This is a genomic window from Pseudomonas putida (assembly GCF_026625125.1).
In the GTDB taxonomy this organism is placed as follows: domain Bacteria; phylum Pseudomonadota; class Gammaproteobacteria; order Pseudomonadales; family Pseudomonadaceae; genus Aquipseudomonas; species Aquipseudomonas putida_X.
Map to the genome: position 1 here is coordinate 5183269 of NZ_CP113097.1, position 20615 is coordinate 5203883.

18 protein-coding genes are annotated in these 20615 nt (G+C 64.8%); 14 read left to right on the plus strand and 4 right to left on the minus strand.

The features are described 5' to 3' along the window. Nucleotides 1-27: 27 nt before the first annotated feature. Together OSW16_RS23860 and OSW16_RS23865 are read left to right on the plus strand one after the other, a co-directional pair. Entirely contained in the window at nt 28-2799 is a 2772-nt protein-coding gene (locus OSW16_RS23860; protein ID WP_267819020.1) for a hybrid sensor histidine kinase/response regulator, read from the plus strand. Nucleotides 2800-2908: 109 nt separating this feature from the next. Further along, on the plus strand, nt 2909-3505 hold the full coding sequence (locus OSW16_RS23865; RefSeq protein ID WP_039602487.1) for a MarC family protein: 597 nt from the start codon (nt 2909-2911) through the stop codon (nt 3503-3505). 9 nt (nt 3506-3514) lie between these two features. Here OSW16_RS23865 and cobJ read toward each other — a convergent pair whose 3' ends face one another. Genes cobJ through cobG form a run of 4 tightly spaced genes read right to left on the minus strand, consistent with a single transcriptional unit; the run spans nt 3515 to nt 7890 of the window. Further along, complete coding sequence (gene cobJ / locus OSW16_RS23870) at nt 3515-5206, minus strand: precorrin-3B C(17)-methyltransferase (RefSeq protein ID WP_267819023.1); 1692 nt, start codon at nt 5204-5206, stop codon at nt 3515-3517. Nucleotides 5207-5208: 2 nt separating this feature from the next. Beyond that, nucleotides 5209-5940, minus strand: a complete 732-nt coding sequence (locus OSW16_RS23875; protein WP_241806191.1) for a precorrin-2 C(20)-methyltransferase — start codon at nt 5938-5940, stop codon at nt 5209-5211. Further along, complete coding sequence (locus tag OSW16_RS23880) at nt 5940-6566, minus strand: precorrin-8X methylmutase (protein WP_267819025.1); 627 nt, start codon at nt 6564-6566, stop codon at nt 5940-5942. Before OSW16_RS23880 ends, OSW16_RS23875 begins: the two co-directional genes overlap by 1 nt. After that, nucleotides 6559-7890: a precorrin-3B synthase gene (cobG, locus tag OSW16_RS23885; protein ID WP_267819027.1), complete on the minus strand. Its 1332-nt coding sequence runs from the start codon at nt 7888-7890 to the stop codon at nt 6559-6561. The genes OSW16_RS23880 and cobG overlap by 8 nt, the downstream gene beginning before the upstream one ends. Before the next feature lie 177 nt (nt 7891-8067). Here cobG and cbiE point away from each other — a divergent pair, with 177 nt between their 5' ends. From cbiE to urtA, 12 genes are all read left to right on the plus strand, one after another. Then, a complete protein-coding gene (gene cbiE, locus OSW16_RS23890; RefSeq protein ID WP_267819029.1) occupies nt 8068-9279 on the plus strand; it encodes a precorrin-6y C5,15-methyltransferase (decarboxylating) subunit CbiE in 1212 nt (403 codons plus the stop codon). After that, nucleotides 9272-10366, plus strand: coding sequence for a cobalt-precorrin-5B (C(1))-methyltransferase (locus tag OSW16_RS23895; RefSeq protein ID WP_267819031.1), 1095 nt, complete (start codon nt 9272-9274; stop codon nt 10364-10366). Before cbiE ends, OSW16_RS23895 begins: the two co-directional genes overlap by 8 nt. After that, nucleotides 10363-11085: a cobalt-precorrin-6A reductase gene (locus OSW16_RS23900; RefSeq protein ID WP_267819033.1), complete on the plus strand. Its 723-nt coding sequence runs from the start codon at nt 10363-10365 to the stop codon at nt 11083-11085. The genes OSW16_RS23895 and OSW16_RS23900 overlap by 4 nt, the downstream gene beginning before the upstream one ends. 109 nt (nt 11086-11194) lie before the next feature. Beyond that, nucleotides 11195-11632, plus strand: coding sequence for an NfeD family protein (locus OSW16_RS23905; RefSeq protein ID WP_241806197.1), 438 nt, complete (start codon nt 11195-11197; stop codon nt 11630-11632). 24 nt (nt 11633-11656) lie between these two features. Beyond that, nucleotides 11657-12511, plus strand: coding sequence for an SPFH domain-containing protein (locus tag OSW16_RS23910; RefSeq protein WP_241806198.1), 855 nt, complete (start codon nt 11657-11659; stop codon nt 12509-12511). Between the two features lie 137 nt (nt 12512-12648). Continuing rightward, nucleotides 12649-13038 carry a DUF2946 domain-containing protein gene (locus tag OSW16_RS23915; protein ID WP_241806199.1) on the plus strand — a complete coding sequence of 130 codons (390 nt, stop codon included), beginning with the start codon at nt 12649-12651 and terminating at the stop codon, nt 13036-13038. Between the two features lie 48 nt (nt 13039-13086). Beyond that, nucleotides 13087-13566: a copper chaperone PCu(A)C gene (locus tag OSW16_RS23920; protein WP_267819036.1), complete on the plus strand. Its 480-nt coding sequence runs from the start codon at nt 13087-13089 to the stop codon at nt 13564-13566. Between the two features lie 26 nt (nt 13567-13592). Next, complete coding sequence (locus tag OSW16_RS23925) at nt 13593-14024, plus strand: DUF2946 domain-containing protein (protein ID WP_267819038.1); 432 nt, start codon at nt 13593-13595, stop codon at nt 14022-14024. Between the two features lie 64 nt (nt 14025-14088). Then, a complete protein-coding gene (locus OSW16_RS23930) occupies nt 14089-16155 on the plus strand; it encodes a TonB-dependent copper receptor (RefSeq protein ID WP_267819040.1) in 2067 nt (688 codons plus the stop codon). Between the two features lie 56 nt (nt 16156-16211). After that, nucleotides 16212-17576: a PepSY-associated TM helix domain-containing protein gene (locus tag OSW16_RS23935; protein ID WP_267819042.1), complete on the plus strand. Its 1365-nt coding sequence runs from the start codon at nt 16212-16214 to the stop codon at nt 17574-17576. Nucleotides 17577-17705: 129 nt separating this feature from the next. Further along, nucleotides 17706-19112 carry a D-serine/D-alanine/glycine transporter gene (cycA, locus tag OSW16_RS23940; RefSeq protein WP_267819044.1) on the plus strand — a complete coding sequence of 469 codons (1407 nt, stop codon included), beginning with the start codon at nt 17706-17708 and terminating at the stop codon, nt 19110-19112. A gap of 188 nt (nt 19113-19300) precedes the next feature. Next, a complete protein-coding gene (urtA, locus tag OSW16_RS23945) occupies nt 19301-20566 on the plus strand; it encodes an urea ABC transporter substrate-binding protein (RefSeq protein ID WP_241806205.1) in 1266 nt (421 codons plus the stop codon). Nucleotides 20567-20615: the final 49 nt, after the last annotated feature.

The window sequence follows — 20615 nt, forward strand, 5'->3', positions numbered from 1 at the left end:
GCACATCAGCTAGGAAGGGATCTCGTAGTGCGTCGGCTTCGGATTGCCACAGCTCTGATCGTCAGCTTGCTGACCCTGCTCTGCCTGCACCCGGCTTCGGCCGACCAAGGCGGAGGCTGGTCCGTTTTGCTCGACGAACAAGCCAACCTGCAATTGAGCGACGTCCGCTCGGATCGCTATCGCAACCAGTTCAGCCCCACTACCCTGGGCGACCTCGATGCAGCACCGTCGCAACAGGCCCTGTGGCTACACTATCGCCTCGAACCGGGTGAGCAGGAGCGACTGTTGCGGGTCTTCGCCCCGGACCTTTCACGCCTGGACCTCTACGCCCTGGAGGGCGACAGGCTGCTACGCCAGCTGCACCACGGCCGCCAGGCCGGCAACGCCAGCCCGACCTTGCGTGGCAGCGATCACGTATTGCCCCTGCCGAACAGCCCGACCGCGGTGGACGTCTACCTGCGCCTGGTCTCCGAGCATCAACTGCGCCCGGCCATCACCCTGGAGCCTGCGGCAGTCGCCGCTTCGAACCAAGGCCAGCCATTGCTGTTCGGCATGCTCTTCGGCGGCCTGGCCATGCTCATCCTGCACAACCTGATCCGCTTTCTATACACCCGCTCCAGCACCACCCTGGTCCTTGCGTTGTACCACGGGCTGATGCTGCTCAGCGGCCTGATCCTGCTCAACCTCAGCGGCCCCTGGTGGCACCTGTGGCACAGTGCGCAAACCCCGGCCGCCTACCTGACCCTGGTGTTGGCGGGCCTCGCGGGGCTGTATTTCACCCAGCACTTCTTCTCGCGCTGCAATTCACCGCAGCTCAATCGCTTGCTGCAGGGCGAAATGCTGGTGGCCGCGGTCAGCGGCCTGATCCTGCTGTTCGTCGATACCCTGCCGCTCAACCTGATGACCTACGCCCTGCTGGCCTTGGGCAGTGTCAGCATGCTGCTGGTCAGCAGCTACCACTGGTACAAAGGTTATGCACCGGCACGCCTGTTCAGCCTGGCCATGATCGTGTTCAACCTGGGCGGGCTGGTGTTGCTGCCGGCCCTGCTCGGCCTGACCCGCACCTCGACGCCCTGGCTGCTGTGCATTCTGCTCGGCTTGACCGTGGCCAGCGGCCTGCTGCTCAACCTGGCGGTCAGCGAGCGCCTGCGGCGCATGAGCGAAGAGCGCTTCAGCGCCAGCCGCGCACTGGCGGCCAGTGACGCCGAAATCAATGCCAAGGCCGAGTTTCTGGCCAAGATCAGCCATGAAATCCGTACCCCCATGAACGGCGTGCTGGGCATGACCGAACTGCTGCTGGGCACGCCGCTGTCGGTCAAGCAGCGTGACTACGTGCAGACCATCCACAGCGCCGGCAACGAACTGCTCACACTGATCAACGAGATTCTCGACATTTCCAAGCTCGAGTCGCGGCAGATCGAACTGGACGATGTGCAATTCGACCTCAATGCCCTGATCGAAGACTGCCTGAACATCTTCCGCGCCAAGGCCGAACAACAGAACATCGAGCTGATCAGCTTCACCCAGCCGCAGGTGCCACGGGTCATCAGCGGGGACCCGACGCGCCTGCGTCAGGCCCTCTCCAGCCTGCTGGAAAACGCCCTGAAAAACACCGACCACGGCGAAATCCTCCTGGTCGTTGCACTGGACCAGCGCAGCGAGGTGCCGCGCCTGCGGATCGCCGTGCAGGACAGCGGCGAGCCGTTGCCTGCGGCCGAGCGCGAAGCCCTGCTGCAGGCAGAGCTGCACAGCCACCACTTCCTGTCCAGCAACAAGCTTGGCGGCCACCTTGGGTTGATCATCGCCAAGCAACTGATCGGCCTGATGCAGGGCGAATTCGGCATCAAGAGCAGCACCAGCATGGGCAACACCCTGTGGCTGACCCTGCCGCTCGACCCCTCGCGGCTGGAGCAACCCTTGGCCGACCTCGACAGCCCATTGCGTGACGCCCGGGTGCTGGTGGTGGACGACAACGACACCTGCCGCAAGGTGCTGGTGCAGCAGTGCAGCGCTTGGGGCATGAACGTCAGTGCCGTGCCCTCGGGCAAAGAAGCCCTGGCCCTGCTCCGGACCAAGGCGCACCTGCGCGACTATTTCGACGCGGTCTTGCTCGACCAGAACATGCCCGGCATGACCGGCATGCAGCTGGCCGCCAAGATCAAGGAAGACCCCAGCCTGAACCACGACATCCTCGTGGTGATGCTCACCGGTATCAGCAATGCACCGAGCAAGGTCATTGCCCGCAATGCCGGGGTCAAGCGCATCCTGGCCAAACCGGTGGCCGGCTACACGCTCAAGACCACCCTGGCCGAAGAGCTGGCCCAGCGCGGCCGCGAACAGACCGTGCCGATGCCCCTGCCAGGCACCCCGCCCACTCACGAGCTGCCGGGCGACTTCCGCGTGCTGGTCGCCGAAGACAACAGCATCTCGACCAAGGTGATCCGCGGCATGCTGGGCAAACTCAATCTCGAACCGGATACCGCCAGCAATGGCGAGGAAGCCCTGCAGGCCATGAAAGCCCAGCGCTACGACCTGGTGTTGATGGATTGTGAAATGCCGGTGCTCGACGGTTTCTCCGCCACCCAGCAACTGCGCGCCTGGGAGGTCGCCAACCAGCGCCAGCGCACCCCGGTGGTGGCACTGACCGCGCACATCCTCGCCGAGCACAAGGAGCGCGCACGGCTGGCCGGCATGGATGGGCACATGGCCAAGCCGGTGGAGCTGTCGCAATTGCGCGAGTTGATCCAGTATTGGGCGAACCAGCGGGAAACCAAGACCGATCCGCTGCATACCTCCTAACGATAAAGCGCTGCCGCAGCGGCCTGGATTACAGCAGCGCTGCATGGGACTGGGGTTGCTGCGCAGCCCTTCTGCGCCACCAGGCCGCGCCGACAAAGGACTCACCCCCATGCTTCACGAGTTGTTCAGTGTCTACCTGAAGATGCTGGTGCTCTACAGCCCGTTTTTCGTGCTGTCGTGCTTCATCAGCCTGACCCGTGGCCACTCCAGCAAGGAGCGCAAGCAGCTGGCCTGGAAGGTTGCGTTCGCCGCATTGGTGGCCAGTGTGTTGCTGTACCTGTTCGGGCGGGCGATCTTCGGCATTTTCGGCATCACGGCCGATGCCTTCCGCATCGGCGCCGGCAGCGTGCTGTTCATCTCGGCATTGGGGATGGCCCAGGGCAAACCGGCCGTGCAGGCCGACAACGTGCAGCAGGACGTGACCATCGTACCGCTGACGATCCCGCTCACCGTAGGCCCGGGCACCATCGGCGCGCTGCTGGTGATGGGCGTCAGCCAGCCGCACTGGGACGACAAGTTACTGGCCATCGTCAGTATCGCGCTGGCCAGCTTCACCGTGGGCTTGGTGCTTTATCTGTCGCACGGCATCGAGCGCATTCTCGGTGAGCAAGGCCTGCAGATCGTCAGCCGCCTGATGGGGCTGTTCGTCTGCGCCTTGGCGGCGCAGATCATCTTCACCGGCATCAGGGGCTACCTGGTCGGCTAGCCCCGCCACTTACGGCGCAACAGGGTACCAACGCGGGGTATAGACCCACTGCCCACCCTCGGCACGGGCAAAGGTGCAGGTAGTGGAAGAGCCAACCAGCACCATGGTACGCATGTCGACCATCTCAGGCATCAACTCGGCGAGGGTGACCACCTTGAGCGTCTGCCCCGGCCTGCCGATGTCACGCCCCAGCACTACGGGTGTATCGCCATCCCGGTGCTGGCGCACGATTTCCAGCGCGCGGCCAAGCTGCCAGGGGCGCGAACGCGAGATCGGGTTGTAGAAGGCAAGCACCAGGTCGGCCTGGGCTGCCAGGCCCAGCCGATGTTCGATGGTCGACCACGGTTTGAGATTGTCCGATAGCGACATCACGCAGAAGTCATGCCCCAGCGGCGCGCCCGCTTGAGCGGCGGTGGCCAGCGAGGCCGAAACCCCCGGCAGGATCTGCAGATCGACCCGATGCCAGGCGGGGTCAGAGGACCCGTGCAGCGCTTCCAGCACGGCTGCGGCCATGGCGAAGACCCCCGGGTCACCCGACGACACCACCACCACCGAGCGCCCCTGGGCGGCAAGCTCGAAAGCATGACGCGCGCGCTGCATCTCTTCGCGGTTGTCGGTGCAATGTTGCACCTGATCGTCGCGGAACGGCCCGGCCATGCGCACGTAGGTTTCGTAACCGAGAATGTCCTCGGCGCCTGCCAGCTCGGCTTTGACCGCCGGCACCATCAGCTCGGCGGCGCCAGGGCCAAGGCCGATGACGGCCAGGCGGCCACGCTTGCGGCCCAGCTGGTTGACCTTGACTGGTGCCGATGCCAGCGCAATGACCAAGCCCGCCTGCTCGATCAGGCGCGCATCCGGCAGTGCTGCGGCGGCCATGCTGACAAGCGTGCTTTCTTTGGCCGCAAAACGCAGTGCGACACCCAGCGTCTCGGCCGCTGCCAGCAAGGACGGTTCGGCCATGGCCTGTTCGGCGGCCAGCAGGCACGCCAGTGACTGCTCGGCGATGCCCGCTTCACGCAGGGCATCATTGACGCGTTCGACCAGATCAGCGCCGCCCGCATCCACCGCAACCACCACCGAACGGGGGCGGATCAGCAACTCGTCACGGCTGGCCGGGCGCGCAGTGCATCCCACATGAATGGTGCGCTGGGCAGCTTCACTGGTTGGCAATTGGGCCTGAGCCAGCCACGGCGCATCGCCCTCGATGCGTACGGCTTCGCCCGCCAGCAGATCGGAAACGAAACGCTTGCCCTGTTCGATGTCCGCCAGGGCGTAGCCTTCGGGTGGGTTCAGCAGGCAGGTGCCGAAACGCAGCTCGCCACTGGTGGTGATCGCCGGGGCCACGCCCAGCGCTTCAGCGATCTCCCGGGCCATGAGGTTGACGCCGCTCAGCCCGCCCAGCAGCGGCACTACCGCACTGCCGTCCTCGGCCACCGCCAGCACCGGCGGCTCCGCGCCTTTCTCGCTGAGCAGGCTGGCCAGGCTACGGATGACGATACCCGCCGCACACAGGGCAATGATCGGCGTGTCTTGCCGGTAGAGGTCGCGCAACGTGTCGCCAAAGTTTTCGTAATACTGGTCGGCCAGGTCGACCCGACCACTCAGGCCGTGCAGCGTTGCCTGTGGATACCGCTGCTGAATGCGCCGCGCGGTGGCTACGCTGCCAGCGCCGAGCACGATGATCGCCGGTGCCTTGTGCATGCTCATCCCTGCCATTTTTCACCCGGCACGATGATCAGCGAGAAGTACGGTGATGACTGTGGGTCCACCTGGTCCAGCGCGACGATTTTCTGATTGGCCATGGTCGCCCGTTCCACGTACAGCGCTCGGCTGTCCAGGCCCAGTTCGCCCAGCACCTGCCGCACCTTGGGGAAGTTGCGGCCCAGCTTCATGATTACCGCCGCGTCGGCGTCGGCCAGGCGCCGCTTGAGCTCTTCGGCCGGCAGCACCCCCGACAGCACCGACAGGCTCTGGTTACGGTAGACCAAAGGGGCCCCCAGTACCGAGGCGCCGCCCAGCATCGAGCAGACGCCAGGGATCACTTGCGCGTCATAGCGCTGCGCCAGACGGTCATGCAGGTACATGTAGGAGCCGTAAAAGAACGGGTCGCCTTCGCAGATCACCGCCACATCGCGGCCAGCATCGAGGTGCTCGGCCACTTGCACGCTGGCTTCGTCATAGAAATCGCTGATGACCTGCTCGTAGGACAACGGTGCCGGCAACGCCTCGGTGGTCACCGGATAGACCAACGGCAGCAGCGTTTGCGCTGGCTGCAGGTGCGACTCGATGATGCCGAAGGCATTGCCACGCTTGCCCTTGGCCACGAAGTAGGCGACCACCGGGGCCTCGCGTAGCAAGCGCAGGGCCTTGAGGGTGATCAGCTCAGGGTCGCCAGGGCCTACGCCCAGGCCCAGCAGACGTCCACGCGGCGCCATCATTCCACCTCCGTGGCGAGGGCATTGACCGCCGCCGCCGCCATCGCGCTACCGCCCAGGCGGCCCTGCATGATCACGAAGGGTACCCCTCGGCTATCTGCGGCAAGCATGGCCTTGGACTCCGCCGCACCGACGAAGCCAACCGGGAAGCCGAGGATCAGCGCAGGCTTGGGTGCACCTGCATCGATCATTTCCAGCAAGTAGAACAGTGCGGTCGGTGCGTTGCCGATCACCACCACGCTGCCCTCCAGGTAGGGCCGCCACAGTTCCAGGGCCACCGCCGAGCGGGTATTGCCGGCATCTTTGGCCAAGGCTGGGACACTCGGGTCGCGCAGGGTGCAGATCACTTTGTTGTCAGCGGGCAGACGTGCACGGGTGATACCTTCGGCGACCATGTGCGCATCGCATAGGATCGGCGCGCCGTTGGCCAGGGCCTCGCGCCCGGCGCGGCCTGCACCTTCGGAGAACTGCAGGCCGTCGATGGCCTCGACCATGCCGCAGGCATGGATCACACGAACGGCGAGTTTCTCAAGGTCCGCGGGGATCCGCTCGAGCCGGGCCTCCTCACGGATGATCCGGAAAGAATTGCGATAGATCTCCTGACCATCGCGGATGTAATCAATCATCAAGGTGCTCCGTCGGCAGGTCGAGCATGGCGCCTGCTTCGTTCAAGGTGAGGTTGGCGGCGCGCAGGGCGCCGAAGCCCGGCAGGCGCGCGTCACGCAAATAGAGGTCATAGCGGCCCGGCGAGCGGGCCAGCAGCGTGGCCGGGGCGACATGGGCCACGGCGCAGGATCGGGGGCAACCCGACAGGTGCACACTGGCAGGCGCGCCCGCAGGCAACAGGGCGGCCAGGGCCACGGCATCGGCCTTGGTATCGCCGTGCGCCTTGGCGCAGCCGCTGGCGCCGGTGCAGGCAACCAGGCGGGCCAGGGGCTCATGGCTGTGGCACAGCCAGCCAAGGACCGAAAGCTCACGTTGCGCCGCAGCGATGCGCGTGCCAGCGATAGAGGTCAGCATCAGGCTTTGCCAGGGGCTCAGGCGCAGGCTGCCATCGCCGTGTTCACGGGCGATGCGCGCCGCACCGCGCAGCATGTCGGCGTTGAGCCTGCCAAGCGGCGGGGCAATGCCCAGGGCCATGCCTTGCTGCTGCTGAACGGCGCCGAGCCATGAGCGGTGGCTCGCTGGGCGGCGCCACGCGAGCACGGCATCATCCCGGCGGATTTCCAGCCCCAGCCCCGCGATGAACCGCTCCACTGAGCAGTTTTCCAGCAACTGGCGCATGCGCGCCTGCTCCGGGCTGGCCAGATCGAGAAAGCGCTCAAGCACTGCACGGACCAGCGCCAGCCCCTGCTCTACCGGCACCGCACCCAGCACCTGGCCGTCAGCCGGGCAGCCGGCCAGGCCGAACGCCAGCCAGGTGCGTTGTTCGAGCCGCAATGCGCAAAGCCATAGATCGTGCGGGTGCTCGAGCATCGCCAGGCCTTCGCCGCCGTCCAGTTGCAGGGCGAACTTGGCCGATAACTGATGAAAGCGCGGTGTGCCTTGCAGCAGGTCGAGGATGTGTTCGGCCAGGGGGCGAACATCCAGCACCATCATGGGGTCATGCCCGGCCAAAGGGCTGAGCATCAGGTTGCGCACATCGTCACTGGCAGCATCGCGGGGGCCCAGGCCTGCTGCCAGCAGGCTTTCGATCAGGCCGGCGTGATCATCGCCAATGCCACGGATCTGCAGGTTGCCGCGGTTGGTCGCCTCGATCACGCCACCGGCGAAGCGCTCGGCAGCCGCCGCCACGGCATCGGCCTGATCGGCCAGCAACAGCCCACCGGGCAGCTTGATCCGGCAGATCCCGCCATCCAGGGCGCTGACGATGCGCCACAACCCCGGGCAAGCCGAGGGACGGGGCGACACGGGTGGGGTATGGACCTGCTTCAAAGGGGCGTCCGGCAATCGCTGAAAATGCGCTTGAGTGTAGAAGGCGCGGTATTATGCCTGCTTTGTCCGGCGGCATGAAAAGCCGGTGGTCGAGCATCGCTGGCGATTGAACAGAAATTCATCACCGCGTCGCCCCCCTTTGCCGGCTGAGGGGGGCAACGCGCCCCCAAAAAAATGGCGGATCGGAAACACATGACACCCTGGCTGACAGTAATTGGCATCGGCGAAGACGGCTTCAGTGGGCTGGGCAAGCAAGCCCGGCGCGCCCTGCTCGGCGCTTCGCGGATCATCGGCAGCCCACGTCAGCTGGCCCTGCTACCGCGCTGCGTGAGCGCCGCCCGAGAGGGTTGGCCGAGCCCGTTCTCGCTCGCCCCGGTACTGGCCCGGCGCGGTGAGCAGGTGTGCGTGCTCGCCAGCGGTGACCCGATGTTCTACGGCGTCGGCGCCAGCCTGGCGCGGCAGGTGCCGGCCCAAGAGCTGCAGGTGCTGTCGATGCCCTCGTCCTGCGCCCTGGCCGCCGCCCGTCTTGGCTGGCCGCTGCAGGACGTGCAGGTGGTGTCTGTGGTCGCACGCCCCCTGGCCGCTCTCAACGCCCACCTTTACAGCGGGATGCGCTTGCTGGTGCTGAGCAACGACGGTGACAGCCCTGCCGCCATCGCCGCCCTGCTGCGCGAGCGCGGTTTCGGGCCGAGCCGCCTGCAGGTTTTCGAGCACCTCGGCGGCCCTGCCGAACGCCACCTGGCGGGCATCGCCGATGATTGGGCCCAGCCCCAGGTGGCCGCGCTGAACCTGGTTGCCATCGAGTGCCAGGCCACGGCCGACGCTCCGCGTCGCTCACCCACGGCCGGCCTGCCGGACGATGCGTTCCGGCACGACGGCCAGCTGACCAAACGTGACGTACGCGCCATCACCCTGGCCCGCCTGGCCCCGCAGCCAGGCGAGTTGCTGTGGGACGTGGGCGCAGGCTGTGGCTCGATCGGCATCGAGTGGATGCGCGCCCACCCGGCCTGCCGAACACTGGCAATCGAAGCCGACGAGGGCCGCCAGGGCTTCATCGAGTACAACCGTGATGCCCTGGGTGTCCCCGGCCTGCAACTGGTGCGCGGCAAGGCACCGCAGGCCTTGGCCGAGCTGGAGCGCCCGGATGCGATCTTCATCGGCGGCGGCGTCACCCGGGAAGGCGTGCTGCCGTTGTGCTGGGAGCGGCTGCGCCCAGGGGGGCGATTGGTGGCCAATGCCGTGACACTGCAAAGCGAACTGGCACTGGCGCACTTTCGCCAACTGCATGGCGGTGAACTGACGCGCATCCATGTCGCCCAGGCCCAGCCATTGGGCGCCTTCGACACTTGGCGCCAGGCCTTGCCGATCACGTTGCTCGACGTGGTGAAGCCCCTCGATGCGTGAAGAAACCCGCGAACAACCTGCGCCGCTGCGCAGCGGCCTGACCACCGGCAGCTGCGCCACGGCCACCAGCCTGGCGGCAGCGCGCCTGCTGTTGACCGGTGTGTGTGCTGACGCCGTGAGCATCACCCTGCCCAAGGGCAAGGTGGTACAGATGCGCCTGGAATTCTGCCGCCGCGAGGGCGAGCACGCCGAAGCTGGCACACTCAAGGACGCCGGCGACGACCCCGATGTCACCCATGGTGCGCTGCTCTACAGCCAAGTGCGTTTACAGCAAGCGCCGGGCATACGCTTTGTCGCTGGGGTGGGTGTCGGTACCGTCACCCGCCCCGGCCTGGTACTCGCCGTGGGCGAGCCGGCGATCAACCCGGTACCGCGGCGCATGATCAGCGAGCACCTGCAGCAACTGGCCAACGACTGCGCCTACCGCGGCGGCTTCGAAGTCACGGTCAACGTCGCGGGCGGCGAGCAGTTGGCGCTCAAGACCATGAACCCGCGCCTGGGCATCCTCGGCGGGTTGTCGATTCTCGGTACCAGCGGGATCGTGCGGCCCTTCTCCTGCGCGGCCTACATCGCCTCCATCCACCAGGGCATCGATGTCGCCCACACCAATGGCTATACCCATATCGCCGCCTGCACCGGCAATGCCAGCGAAGACACCATGCGCCGCGTGTACGGCCTGCCGGAAATTGCCTTGATCGAGATGGGCGACTTTGTCGGCGCGGTGCTCAAGCACCTGCGCAAGGTGCCGGTGCCACGCCTTTCACTGTGCGGTGGGTTTGGCAAGATCAGCAAGCTGGCTGCCGGGCACATGGACCTGCACAGCCGCCACTCGAGCATCGACCTGCCGCAACTGGCCGGCTGGGCCGCAGACATCGGCGCCGATGCCGACCTGCAGGCCGCGATCAGGGCAGCCAACACCAGCCAGCAAGCCTTGGCGCTGGCGCACGCCGCCGGCATAGCCCTGGGCGATGCGGTTTGCGAGCACGCCCTGGCGTTCGCCCGCAGCGTGGTGCCTGCACAGGTGCAGGTGGAAGTGTTCGCCATCGACCGCCAGGGCGGCATCGTCGGCAAGGCAGGTGTGCAATGAACCGGCGCATCCTGCTGCTCGGCGGTGTCACCGAGGCACTGGCCATCGCCCGCCAGCTTGGGCCGCAGCATGTCTACAGCCTGGCGGGCATCGGCCGGGTGCCGGAAGGCCTGGCCTGCCAGGTGCGGGTCGGCGGCTATGGCGGGGCTGAAGGCCTGGCCGCCTACCTGCGCGAGGCGGGTATCACGTTGTTGATAGACGCCACCCACCCCTATGCCGCGCAGATCAGCCGCAATGCCGCCGTCGCCGCACGCGCCGTGGCCATCCCGTGCTGGGCCTTGCGTCGCCCGGCATGGCAGGCCCAGCCCGGTGACGACTGGCGCGAGGTGGAGGACTGGGCGGGGCTGATCCATGCACTCAAGTCATTCCGTCGGCCGTTGTTCACCTTGGGGCGCGAGCCGCTGCAGCATCTGGATGAGATTCCGCCAGAGCAGTTCTGGACCCTGAGGGCGTTACAGGCCTGCCCGGGTAACGATCGCTGCGAAGTGATCGGTGCGCGGGGGCCGTTTCACCTTGACGATGAGCGGATGCTGTTCGCCCGGCGCGCTATCGATGTGCTGGTCAGCAAGAACAGCGGCAGCGTTGCGACCGAGCCCAAGCTTGAGGTGGCGCGGGAACTTGGCATTCCGGTGCTCATCCTGAAACGCCCAGCGCTGCCGCCCGCGGACCTGGAGCTGACGTCAGTCGCGCAGCTGCTTTCAACGCTGGATCTTGCGTAGGTCGCTTCGAGTCCTACAACCGCTTCAGCGTTTTCCGCTGGCTGTCGAATGGCCATGGGCCGCTGCGCTGGCGTAAACTCGCCGCTCTCCCCCGGAAGGCGTCAACCATATGGAAATGCAATGGTGGATCTGGCTTGTCTTCGGCATCGCGCTGATCCTGCTCGAACTGATCCTGCCCACGTTCTTCATCATCTGGTTCGGCATCGGTGCCGTGCTGGTGTCACTCATCTCGCTCGCCGCCCCCACCCTGCAACTGGATATGCAGGTACTGGCGTGGGTGCTGTTCTCCTCGGTCACCACCGCACTCTGGTTCAAGCTGTTCCGGCGCAAGCAGCCGGATGTGCGCTGGACGGCCGACAGCGTGATCGGCGAAGTGGGGCTGCTGATCAGCAGCGTTTCGCAATTCCAGAAAGGCCGTGTGCGGTTTCAGAAACCGATACTGGGCAACGAGGAATGGGTCTGCGTCGCCGACAGCGATATCCCGTCAGGCGAGCGTGTACGTCTTGTCGCCATCGAAGGCAATACTGCCCGGGTCATCCGGGCCTAACCGCATTAAAAGGAAGTTCGCATCATGACCAGCCTCATCGTCGTCGGCACGCTCGCCGTTTTCGTCCTGATCACTGTCTTCAAGGGCGTACGCATCGTACCCCAGGGGGAGGAGTGGATCGTCGAGCGCCTGGGGCGCTACCACAGCACGCTCAAGCCTGGCCTGAACATCGTCATCCCGTTCATGGACGTGGTCGCCTACCGCCTGCCGACCAAGGACATCATCCTCGACGTGCAGGAGCAGGAAATCATCACGCGCGACAACGCGGTGATCGTCGCCAATGCCCTGTGTTTCGCCAAGGTGGTCGACCCGCAGAAGGCCTCCTATGGCGTGCAGAATTTCTCGTTCGCCGTCACCAGCCTGACCATGACATCGCTGCGCGCCATCGTCGGCGCCATGGACCTGGACGAAGCGCTGTCCAGCCGCGAGCAGATCAAGGCACGCCTGCGAGAGGCCATGTCCGAACAGACCGAAGACTGGGGTGTGACCGTCCGTTCGGTAGAAATCCAGGACATAAAGCCATCGCAGAACATGCAGCTGGCCATGGAGCGCCAGGCCGCGGCCGAACGTGAACGTAAAGCCGACGTGACCCGTGCCGAAGGTGCCAAGCAGGCCGCCATTCTCGAGGCCCAGGCGCGCCTGCAGTCGGCCAAGCTCGATGCCGAAGCGCAAATCAACCTTGCCGAGGCTTCGGCGAAGGCGATTTCGCTGGTCAAAGAGGCGGTGGGCACTGAGACGGTACCCGCCATGTACTTGCTGGGTGAGCGATATGTCGGCGCCATGGAGAACCTGGCGAGCAGCAACAATGCAAAAGTGGTGGTGCTGCCAGCTGATTTGCAAGAGACCGTGCGTGGCTTGATGGGCCGTAACAAGGCTTGATGGCTGGAGTAGCTTCATGGCCGGCGATGGGCTACACAGCAGCCCATCTACCCGCCTGCGTCACTTCACCGCACCCCATCATTTTTACCTATACTGCGCCGTACAATACCCACCACGATTCCTGACCGGATCTCTCCATGCCCCCACGTCGGCACATCGCCTGGATAGCCTGCCTCGCAGTGCTGTTCAACCTGCTGGCCATGCCGCTGTCCTCTGCCGCGCCCAAGGGCCCGGCCGAGCAGCTGCTGTGGGGGGCTTTCTGTTCCAGCGCGGTTGGTAAGGCCAAGGTAGACGTTCAGGCTCTGGCCAAGATCGACCTCGGCACGCAAAGCGACGATCACTCGAACATGCAGCACTGCTGGTGCTGTTCGGGTGCCACGCCGTTGCTGGCCCTGCCAGGTTATCCGCCACAACTGCACAACCCACCCGCATTGGCGGCTGCGCATGCGCCACCGCCCGCCGATTACCAAATGACGCCGCGCCAGCTCTGGCCCGCGCTCAATCCCCGCGCCTCTCCCCTGGTCTGAGTTCATCACGCTGTTTACCTGAACCTGAACAGAACGGAGACCTACACCATGCTCAAGCAAGCTCTCATCGTGGCCGCACTGCTGCTGCCCGGCGCTTTCGCCAACGCCCATGAATACACGGTGGGCGAGCTGCATATCGCCCACCCCTGGTCGCTGCAACTGCCGCCGAACGCGCCCAACGTGGCGGCCTACTTCATCGTGCACAACAACAGCAAGGTCGATGACCGCCTGCTCAGCGTAGACAGCCCGATCACCGCTGACGCACAGCTGCACGAACACGTGATGAGTGCCAACGGCGCAATGAAGATGCAGCAGGTGCCTGATGTAGTGGTGCCAGCGGGCAAGGACGTAGTCTTCGCCCCCAGCGCCTACCATGTGATGCTGATGCAGCCCAAGGACCGCAGCCTGCTCAGCGACGGCAAGCGCTTCCCGCTGACCCTGCATTTCGAGAAGGCCGGTGACATCACGGTCGAGGTGGCCGTGCAGAAGCAGCCTCCGGCAGACCAGCCACACGAACACGCGCACTGACCCTTCGCTGACTGGCGCTCGCTTTCATGAGCCTGCCACGCAACGGACACAGCCCTACCACCGGCCCTGAACGCAGGCGCATCGGTGGCGGTTGGCTGAGCCTGTTCGCCATGTGGATGATCTTTATCGGCCCGCTGATTTCCCAGTCGATGCCGATGGATCATCACGCGGGCATGAGCATGCCGATGGGCATGGCGCTGTCCTCGGAGCACAGTCACGCCAGCAATTCGCATCACGGCCACGGCGACGATGGCCAACTGCATGTGATGTGGGAAAAATGCGGCTACTGCAGCCTGTTGTTCAACTGCCCTGCCTTGCCGCAAACCTTCAGCCCACTTGTTGCCGGGCACGCCCTGCCCGTCGCCCTGCTCCCTGCCGCCCCCCTCCAAGGCCATGCGCGACAGGCCATATTTCCCGGTGCGCGCAGCCGCGCGCCACCGTCCTCGATCAGCGTCTGACCCCTGCTGCCGCACGGAGCCTGGAGGCTCCGCGCCCACCCATGACTGATCGACTGGAATCACTATGTCAGGCTGCACCCCTGTATTCGCCCCCTATCTGCGAGGGACGTTCGCCGTATTGTGCGGTTCGCTGCTCGCACCCATGGCCCTGGCCGCCGAACCCGGCCATGAAACGCACGAGCAAGCGCCGCCAGAGCTGAGCCCGACGGTGATCACCGCCATTGCGCCCAGCTCGCCTTTGACAGTTGTCACCAACCCCAAAGACCCGCGCCAGCCCGTGCCGGCCAGCGATGGCGCCGATTACCTCAAGACGATCCCTGGCTTTTCAGCCATCCGCGCCGGTGGCACCAATGGTGACCCGGTGCTGCGCGGCATGTTCGGTTCGCGCCTGAATATCCTCACCAATGGCGGTGTGATGCTCGGTGCCTGCCCCAACCGCATGGACGCACCGACCTCTTACATCGCCCCGGAAACCTATGACCGCCTTACCGTGATCAAAGGCCCGCAAAGCGTGATCTGGGGCCCCGGTGGTTCTGCCGGGACCATTCTCTTCGAACGTGAACCGGAAAAATTCGGCACCCTCGGTAGCCGAATCAACGCCAGCTTGCTGGCCGGTTCCAACGGCCGCTTCGACCAGGTGCTCGACGCCGCCGCAGGCAACAGCCAGGCCTATGCGCGCTTCGTCGGCAACCAGTCGCGCTCGGACGACTACCACGACGGCAACGGCGACACCGTGCCCTCGCGCTGGGACAAATGGAACGGCGATGTGACCCTGGGCTGGACACCCGATCAGGACACCCTGCTCGAACTCACCGCCGGTAAGGGTGACGGCGAGGCCCGCTATGCCGGCCGTGGCATGGACGGTTCGCAGTTCAAGCGCGAAAGCCTGGGCCTGCGCTTTGAAAAGTCCAACCTCGGCGAGGTGCTCGACAAGGTCGAGGCGCAGGTCTACTACAACTACGCCGACCACGTGATGGACAACTACAGCCTGCGCACCCCATCAGGCAGTGGCATGATGGGTATGCCCATGGTCAGCAATGTCGACCGCCGCACCCTGGGCGCGCGCATCAAGGCCACCTGGCGCTGGGCCGACGTGCAACTGATCAGTGGCATCGACGCGCAGACCAACGAACATCGCGAGCGCGGTGGCATGGGCGTTGATGCGCACAAGGGCCAGCCCTGGACCAAGGACGCCGACTTCCATAACTATGGGGCCTTTGGCGAACTGACCTGGTTCGCCACAGGGGTTGACCGGCTGATCACCGGCGCCCGCCTCGATCGCGCCTCAGCCCGCGATTTCCGGGCTGGCAGCGCGACCGAAGGTGATACCCGCGCCGATACGCTACCCAGCGGTTTCGTGCGTTATGAACACGACCTCGCGGCAGTGCCGGCCACCACTTACATTGGCCTTGGCCATGCCCAGCGCTTCCCCGACTACTGGGAGTTGTTCTCGCCCCAGCTGGCGCCCCCTGGCGCAGCCAACGCCTTCGACGGCATCAAGCCAGAAAAGACCACCCAGCTCGACTTCGGCATCCAGTATCGCGACGAGCGCCTTGAAGCCTGGGCTTCGGGTTATGTCGGGCAGATCCGCGACTACATCCTGTTCGACTACCGTAACGGCATGATGGGCATGAGCACCTCCCAGGCGCAGAACATCGATGCCCGCATCATGGGGGGAGAACTGGGCGCCGCCTACAAGCTGACAGAAACCTGGAAGGCCGATGCGACCCTGGCCTACGCCTGGGGCAAGAACAGCAGTGACGGCAAGGCACTGCCACAAATGCCACCCCTGGAAAGCCGCATGGGCCTGACCTACAGCCGCGACACCTGGAGCGCCGGGGCCTTGTGGCGGCTGGTGGCTGCACAGAACCGCATCGCCGAGAACCAGGGCAATGTGGTCGGCAAGGACTACGAAAAAAGCGCCGGGTTCGGCGTGTTCTCGCTCAATGGCGCCTACAAGGTGAACCACAACCTCAAGTTCAGTGCAGGCGTCGACAACCTGTTCGACAAGGCCTATTCCGAGCACCTTAACCTGGCCGGCAACGCCGGGTTCGGCTACCCGGCTTCCGATCCACAGCCGGTCAACGAGCCCGGCCGGACGTTCTGGACCAAGGTCGACTTCAGCTTCTGACAACAACGGGCGCGGCTGCTGGCTGCGCCCCTCAGCTGGTCAAACAGGAGGTTCCCATGAGCGGAACACGCGTTTCCTTCTACAACCTGGCCTGGCGTTGGCACTTCTACGCGGGGCTGTTCGTCGCCCCGTTCATGATCCTGCTGGCTATTACCGGGATCATCTACCTGTTCAAACCGCAACTGGACCCACTGCTGTACCGTGACCTGATGGTGGTCGAGGCCGGCCATCACCGCCAGGGCGCCGACCTGATGCTGGCCGAAGTGCGCCAGGCTTACCCCAAAGGCCATGTGGCCCAGTATCTGCCACCCATCGATGCCGAGCGCAGCGCGCAATTCGTGGTACATGACGGCGGGCGCGAACTGAATGTGTTCGTCAACCCGTATAGCGGCAAGATCCTCGGCGAGCAGGATGCCAAGCAGAACCTGCAGGCAGTCGCCCGAGCCCTGCATGGCGAGCTGATGGTCGGCACGCTCGGTGACCGCCTGGTGGAACTGGCAGCCGGCTGGGGCATTGTGCTGGTGGTGTCCGGCCTGTACCTGTGGTGGCCGCGCGGGCGCAGCGGCGGTGGCGTGCTGTGGCCACGGTTGTCAGCACGGGGGCGGCTGCTCTGGCGCGACCTGCACGCGGTCAGCGGCTTCTGGGGTTCGGCCCTGTTGCTGCTGATGCTGCTCAGCGGCATGACCTGGACCGGCCTGTGGGGCAAACAGTACGCCGACCTGTGGAACCGCTTCCCGGCAGCGATGTGGAATGACGTGCCCAAGTCCGATCAACAGGCCGGTGAACTGAACAGCGCCCACCGCCAGACGGTACCCTGGGCCATGGAAAACACGCCGATGCCGCAGTCTGGCGCACACGCCGAACATGCCGGGCACCACATGATGTCGAACAGGCCAGCGGCACCTCTGGTGAGCCTGCAGCAGGTTCAGGACCTCGCCACCGCGCGCCAGGTGGAACCCGGCTACAGCATCACCGTGCCGACCACTGCCGACGGCGTATTCACCATCGCCGTGTTCGCCGACGACCCGCGCAACGATGCCACCCTGCATGTTGACCAGTACACCGGCAAGGTACTGGCCGACGTGCGCTGGCAGGACTACAGCCCGGTGGCCCGCGCGACCGAGGTGGGCGTGATGCTGCACGAGGGCAAGATGTTCGGCCCGCTGAACCAGATCATCATTCTGCTGGTGTGCCTGATGATCCTGCTCGGTTCGGTGAGCGGGCTGGTGATGTGGTGGAAGCGCCGGCCGAGCGGCGGCCTGGGGGTGCCGGCGCTACGCCATGACCTGCCGCGCTGGAAGGCGGCGGTAGGGGTGATGGTGGTGCTAGGCGTGATCTTCCCGCTGGTTGGGGTGTCGATGGTGGTGATGTGGGTGGTGGACAGCCTGGTGGTACGGCGCAAGGTGCTGGCCAGCACCTGAGGCCATTGGGGCTGCACAGCAGCCCCTGCTACCGAAAAGTCGAGTCGATCTGTCGCGCCCCGTTTTGGGACGCGCGTGTTAGCCTACGCGGCTTTCACAAAAAGACTGACCCTCAATGGAATGCAGCCGATGACCCGGACCTCTTCCCCCCCTGCTCAAGCGCAGCACCTGCAGCGTAACCTGACCAACCGCCACATCCAGCTGATCGCCATCGGTGGCGCCATCGGCACCGGCCTGTTCATGGGCTCGGGCAAGACCATCAGCCTGGCGGGGCCGTCGATCATCTTCGTCTACATGATCATCGGCTTCATGCTGTTCTTCGTCATGCGCGCCATGGGCGAACTGCTGCTGTCGAACCTCAACTACAAGTCGTTCATCGATTTCTCGGCCGACCTGCTCGGCCCCTGGGCCGGCTACTTCACCGGCTGGACCTACTGGTTCTGCTGGGTGGTCACCGGTATTGCCGATGTGGTCGCGATTGCCGCCTACACACAGTTCTGGTTCCCGGACCTGCCGCAGTGGATACCCGCGCTGACCTGCGTTGCAGTGCTGCTGTCGCTTAACCTGGTTACCGTGAAGATGTTCGGTGAGATGGAGTTCTGGTTCGCCCTGATCAAGATCCTGGCCATCCTGGGCCTGGTCGCAACCGGGCTGTACATGGTCATCACCGGCTTCGAATCGCCGAGCGGGCGCACCGCGCAGCTGGCCAACCTGTGGAATGACGGCGGCATGTTCCCCAATGGCCTGATGGGCTTTTTCGCCGGCTTCCAGATCGCCGTATTCGCCTTCGTCGGCATCGAGCTGGTCGGCACCACCGCCGCCGAAGCGAAGAACCCTGAGCGCACCCTGCCAAGGGCGATCAACTCGATACCGATCCGCATCATCGTGTTCTACGTGCTGGCACTGATCGCGATCATGGCGGTAACCCCCTGGCGCGACGTGGTGCCGGGCAAGAGCCCGTTCGTCGAACTGTTCGTGCTGGCCGGCCTGCCGGCGGCGGCAAGCATCATCAACTTCGTGGTGCTGACCTCGGCGGCCTCGTCGGCCAACAGCGGCGTGTTTTCCACCAGCCGCATGCTCTTCGGCCTGGCCCAGGAAGGCGATGCACCGCGCGCATTCGAAAAGTTGTCGAGCCGCGCCGTCCCGGCCAACGGGCTGTACTTCTCGTGCACCTGCCTGCTGCTTGGCGCGGTGCTGATCTACATGGTGCCGAATGTGATCGAGGCATTCACCCTGGTGACCACGGTCTCCGCGGTGCTGTTCATGTTTGTCTGGACGCTGATCCTGCTGTCGTACCTGAAGTACCGCAAAACCCGGGCGGCGCTGCACCAGGCGTCGACCTACAAGATGCCGGGCGGGCGCTTCATGTGCTACGTGTGCCTGGCCTTCTTCGCCTTCATCCTGGTGCTGCTGAGCCTGGAAGCGGACACCCGCTCTGCGCTGATCGTTACGCCTATCTGGTTCATGTTGCTGGCAGTCACCTACCAAGGTGTGCGCAGCAAGCGCCATCCGCGAACGGCGGTGCGCGACAGCTGATGCACCAAGGGGCTGCTTTGCAGCCCCAATGCTGTGCAGGCAAAACATCCAGGCACCATCCTGGACCGGCCCCGCGCCCCAACACCTCGCACAGCCCTTCTATTACGCACTTTTTGCCGTTCGGCACACCCCTTGCAACGCCCCTCCCCGCTTGGCCAACACCAAAAAAAACTCAGCGGAGAGAGCACATGAAGCGTCGCAGTCTGATCAAGGCCTTTACCCTCAGCGCATCGATTGCGGCGATGGGTCTTAGCTGGAGCATCCAGGCCGCCGAGACCATCAAGGTCGGCATCCTGCATTCGCTGTCCGGGACCATGGCGATTTCCGAAACATCGCTCAAGGACATGGCCCTGATGACCATCGACGAGATCAACGCCAAGGGCGGGGTCAACGGCAAGATGCTCGAACCGGTGGTGGTCGACCCTGCATCCAACTGGCCGCTGTTCGCCGAAAAGAGCCGTCAGCTGCTGACCCAGGACAAGGTCGCGGTGGTGTTCGGCTGCTGGACCTCGGTGTCACGCAAGTCGGTGCTGCCAGTGTTTGAAGAGCTCAACGGCTTGCTGTTCTACCCGGTGCAGTACGAAGGCGAAGAGATGTCGCCGAACGTCTTCTACACCGGCGCCGCGCCCAACCAGCAAGCGATTCCCGCCGTGGAATACCTGATGAGCGAAGACGGCGGCAGCGCCAAGCGTTTCTTCCTGCTCGGCACCGACTACGTTTATCCGCGCACCACCAACAAGATCCTGCGCGCCTTCCTGCACAGCAAAGGCGTGGCCGACAAGGATATCGAAGAGGTCTACACCCCGTTCGGCCACGCCGATTACCAGACCATCGTCGCCAACATCAAGAAGTTCTCCGCGGGCGGTAAAACCGCGGTCATCTCCACCGTCAACGGCGACTCCAACGTACCGTTCTACAAGGAGCTGGCCAACCAGGGCCTGAAAGCCACCGACGTACCGGTGGTGGCGTTCTCGGTGGGTGAAGAGGAACTGCGCGGCATCGATACCAAGCCGCTGGTAGGCCACCTCGCCGCCTGGAACTACTTCGAATCGGTGGATAACCCGGTCAACCAGAAGTTCGTCGCTGACTGGAAGGCCTACGCCAAAGCCAAGAACTTGCCGGGTGCCGACAAGGCCGTGACCAACGACCCGATGGAAGCCACCTACGTGGGCATCCACATGTGGGCGCAAGCGGCGGAAAAAGCCAAGTCCACCGATGTAGACAAAGTCCGCGAAGCCCTCGGTGGGCAAACCTTCAAGGCGCCGTCCGGCTTCACCCTGACCATGGACAAGACCAACCACCACCTGCACAAGCCGGTGATGATCGGCGAAATCCAGGATGACGGGCAGTTCAGCGTGGTCTGGGAAACCGAGCAACCGCTGCGCGCGCAGCCGTGGAGCCCGTTCATTCCTGGCAACGAAAAGCGCCCTGACTATGCAGTGAAAGGCAACTGAGTGCACTGGGGCTGCGCTGCAGCCCATTCGCTGGCAAGCCAGCCCCAAC

Coding starts and splice junctions, on each gene's coding strand:
- OSW16_RS23865 (WP_039602487.1), top strand. CDS start 2,909: ATGCTTCACGAGTTGTTCAGTGTCTACCTGAAGATGCTGGTGCTCTAC.
- cobJ (WP_267819023.1), bottom strand. CDS start 5,206: ATGCACAAGGCACCGGCGATCATCGTGCTCGGCGCTGGCAGCGTAGCC.
- OSW16_RS23875 (WP_241806191.1), bottom strand. CDS start 5,940: ATGGCGCCGCGTGGACGTCTGCTGGGCCTGGGCGTAGGCCCTGGCGAC.
- OSW16_RS23880 (WP_267819025.1), bottom strand. CDS start 6,566: ATGATTGATTACATCCGCGATGGTCAGGAGATCTATCGCAATTCTTTC.
- cbiE (WP_267819029.1), top strand. CDS start 8,068: ATGACACCCTGGCTGACAGTAATTGGCATCGGCGAAGACGGCTTCAGT.
- OSW16_RS23895 (WP_267819031.1), top strand. CDS start 9,272: ATGCGTGAAGAAACCCGCGAACAACCTGCGCCGCTGCGCAGCGGCCTG.
- OSW16_RS23900 (WP_267819033.1), top strand. CDS start 10,363: ATGAACCGGCGCATCCTGCTGCTCGGCGGTGTCACCGAGGCACTGGCC.
- OSW16_RS23905 (WP_241806197.1), top strand. CDS start 11,195: ATGGAAATGCAATGGTGGATCTGGCTTGTCTTCGGCATCGCGCTGATC.
- OSW16_RS23910 (WP_241806198.1), top strand. CDS start 11,657: ATGACCAGCCTCATCGTCGTCGGCACGCTCGCCGTTTTCGTCCTGATC.
- OSW16_RS23915 (WP_241806199.1), top strand. CDS start 12,649: ATGCCCCCACGTCGGCACATCGCCTGGATAGCCTGCCTCGCAGTGCTG.
- OSW16_RS23920 (WP_267819036.1), top strand. CDS start 13,087: ATGCTCAAGCAAGCTCTCATCGTGGCCGCACTGCTGCTGCCCGGCGCT.
- OSW16_RS23925 (WP_267819038.1), top strand. CDS start 13,593: ATGAGCCTGCCACGCAACGGACACAGCCCTACCACCGGCCCTGAACGC.
- OSW16_RS23930 (WP_267819040.1), top strand. CDS start 14,089: ATGTCAGGCTGCACCCCTGTATTCGCCCCCTATCTGCGAGGGACGTTC.
- OSW16_RS23935 (WP_267819042.1), top strand. CDS start 16,212: ATGAGCGGAACACGCGTTTCCTTCTACAACCTGGCCTGGCGTTGGCAC.
- cycA (WP_267819044.1), top strand. CDS start 17,706: ATGACCCGGACCTCTTCCCCCCCTGCTCAAGCGCAGCACCTGCAGCGT.
- urtA (WP_241806205.1), top strand. CDS start 19,301: ATGAAGCGTCGCAGTCTGATCAAGGCCTTTACCCTCAGCGCATCGATT.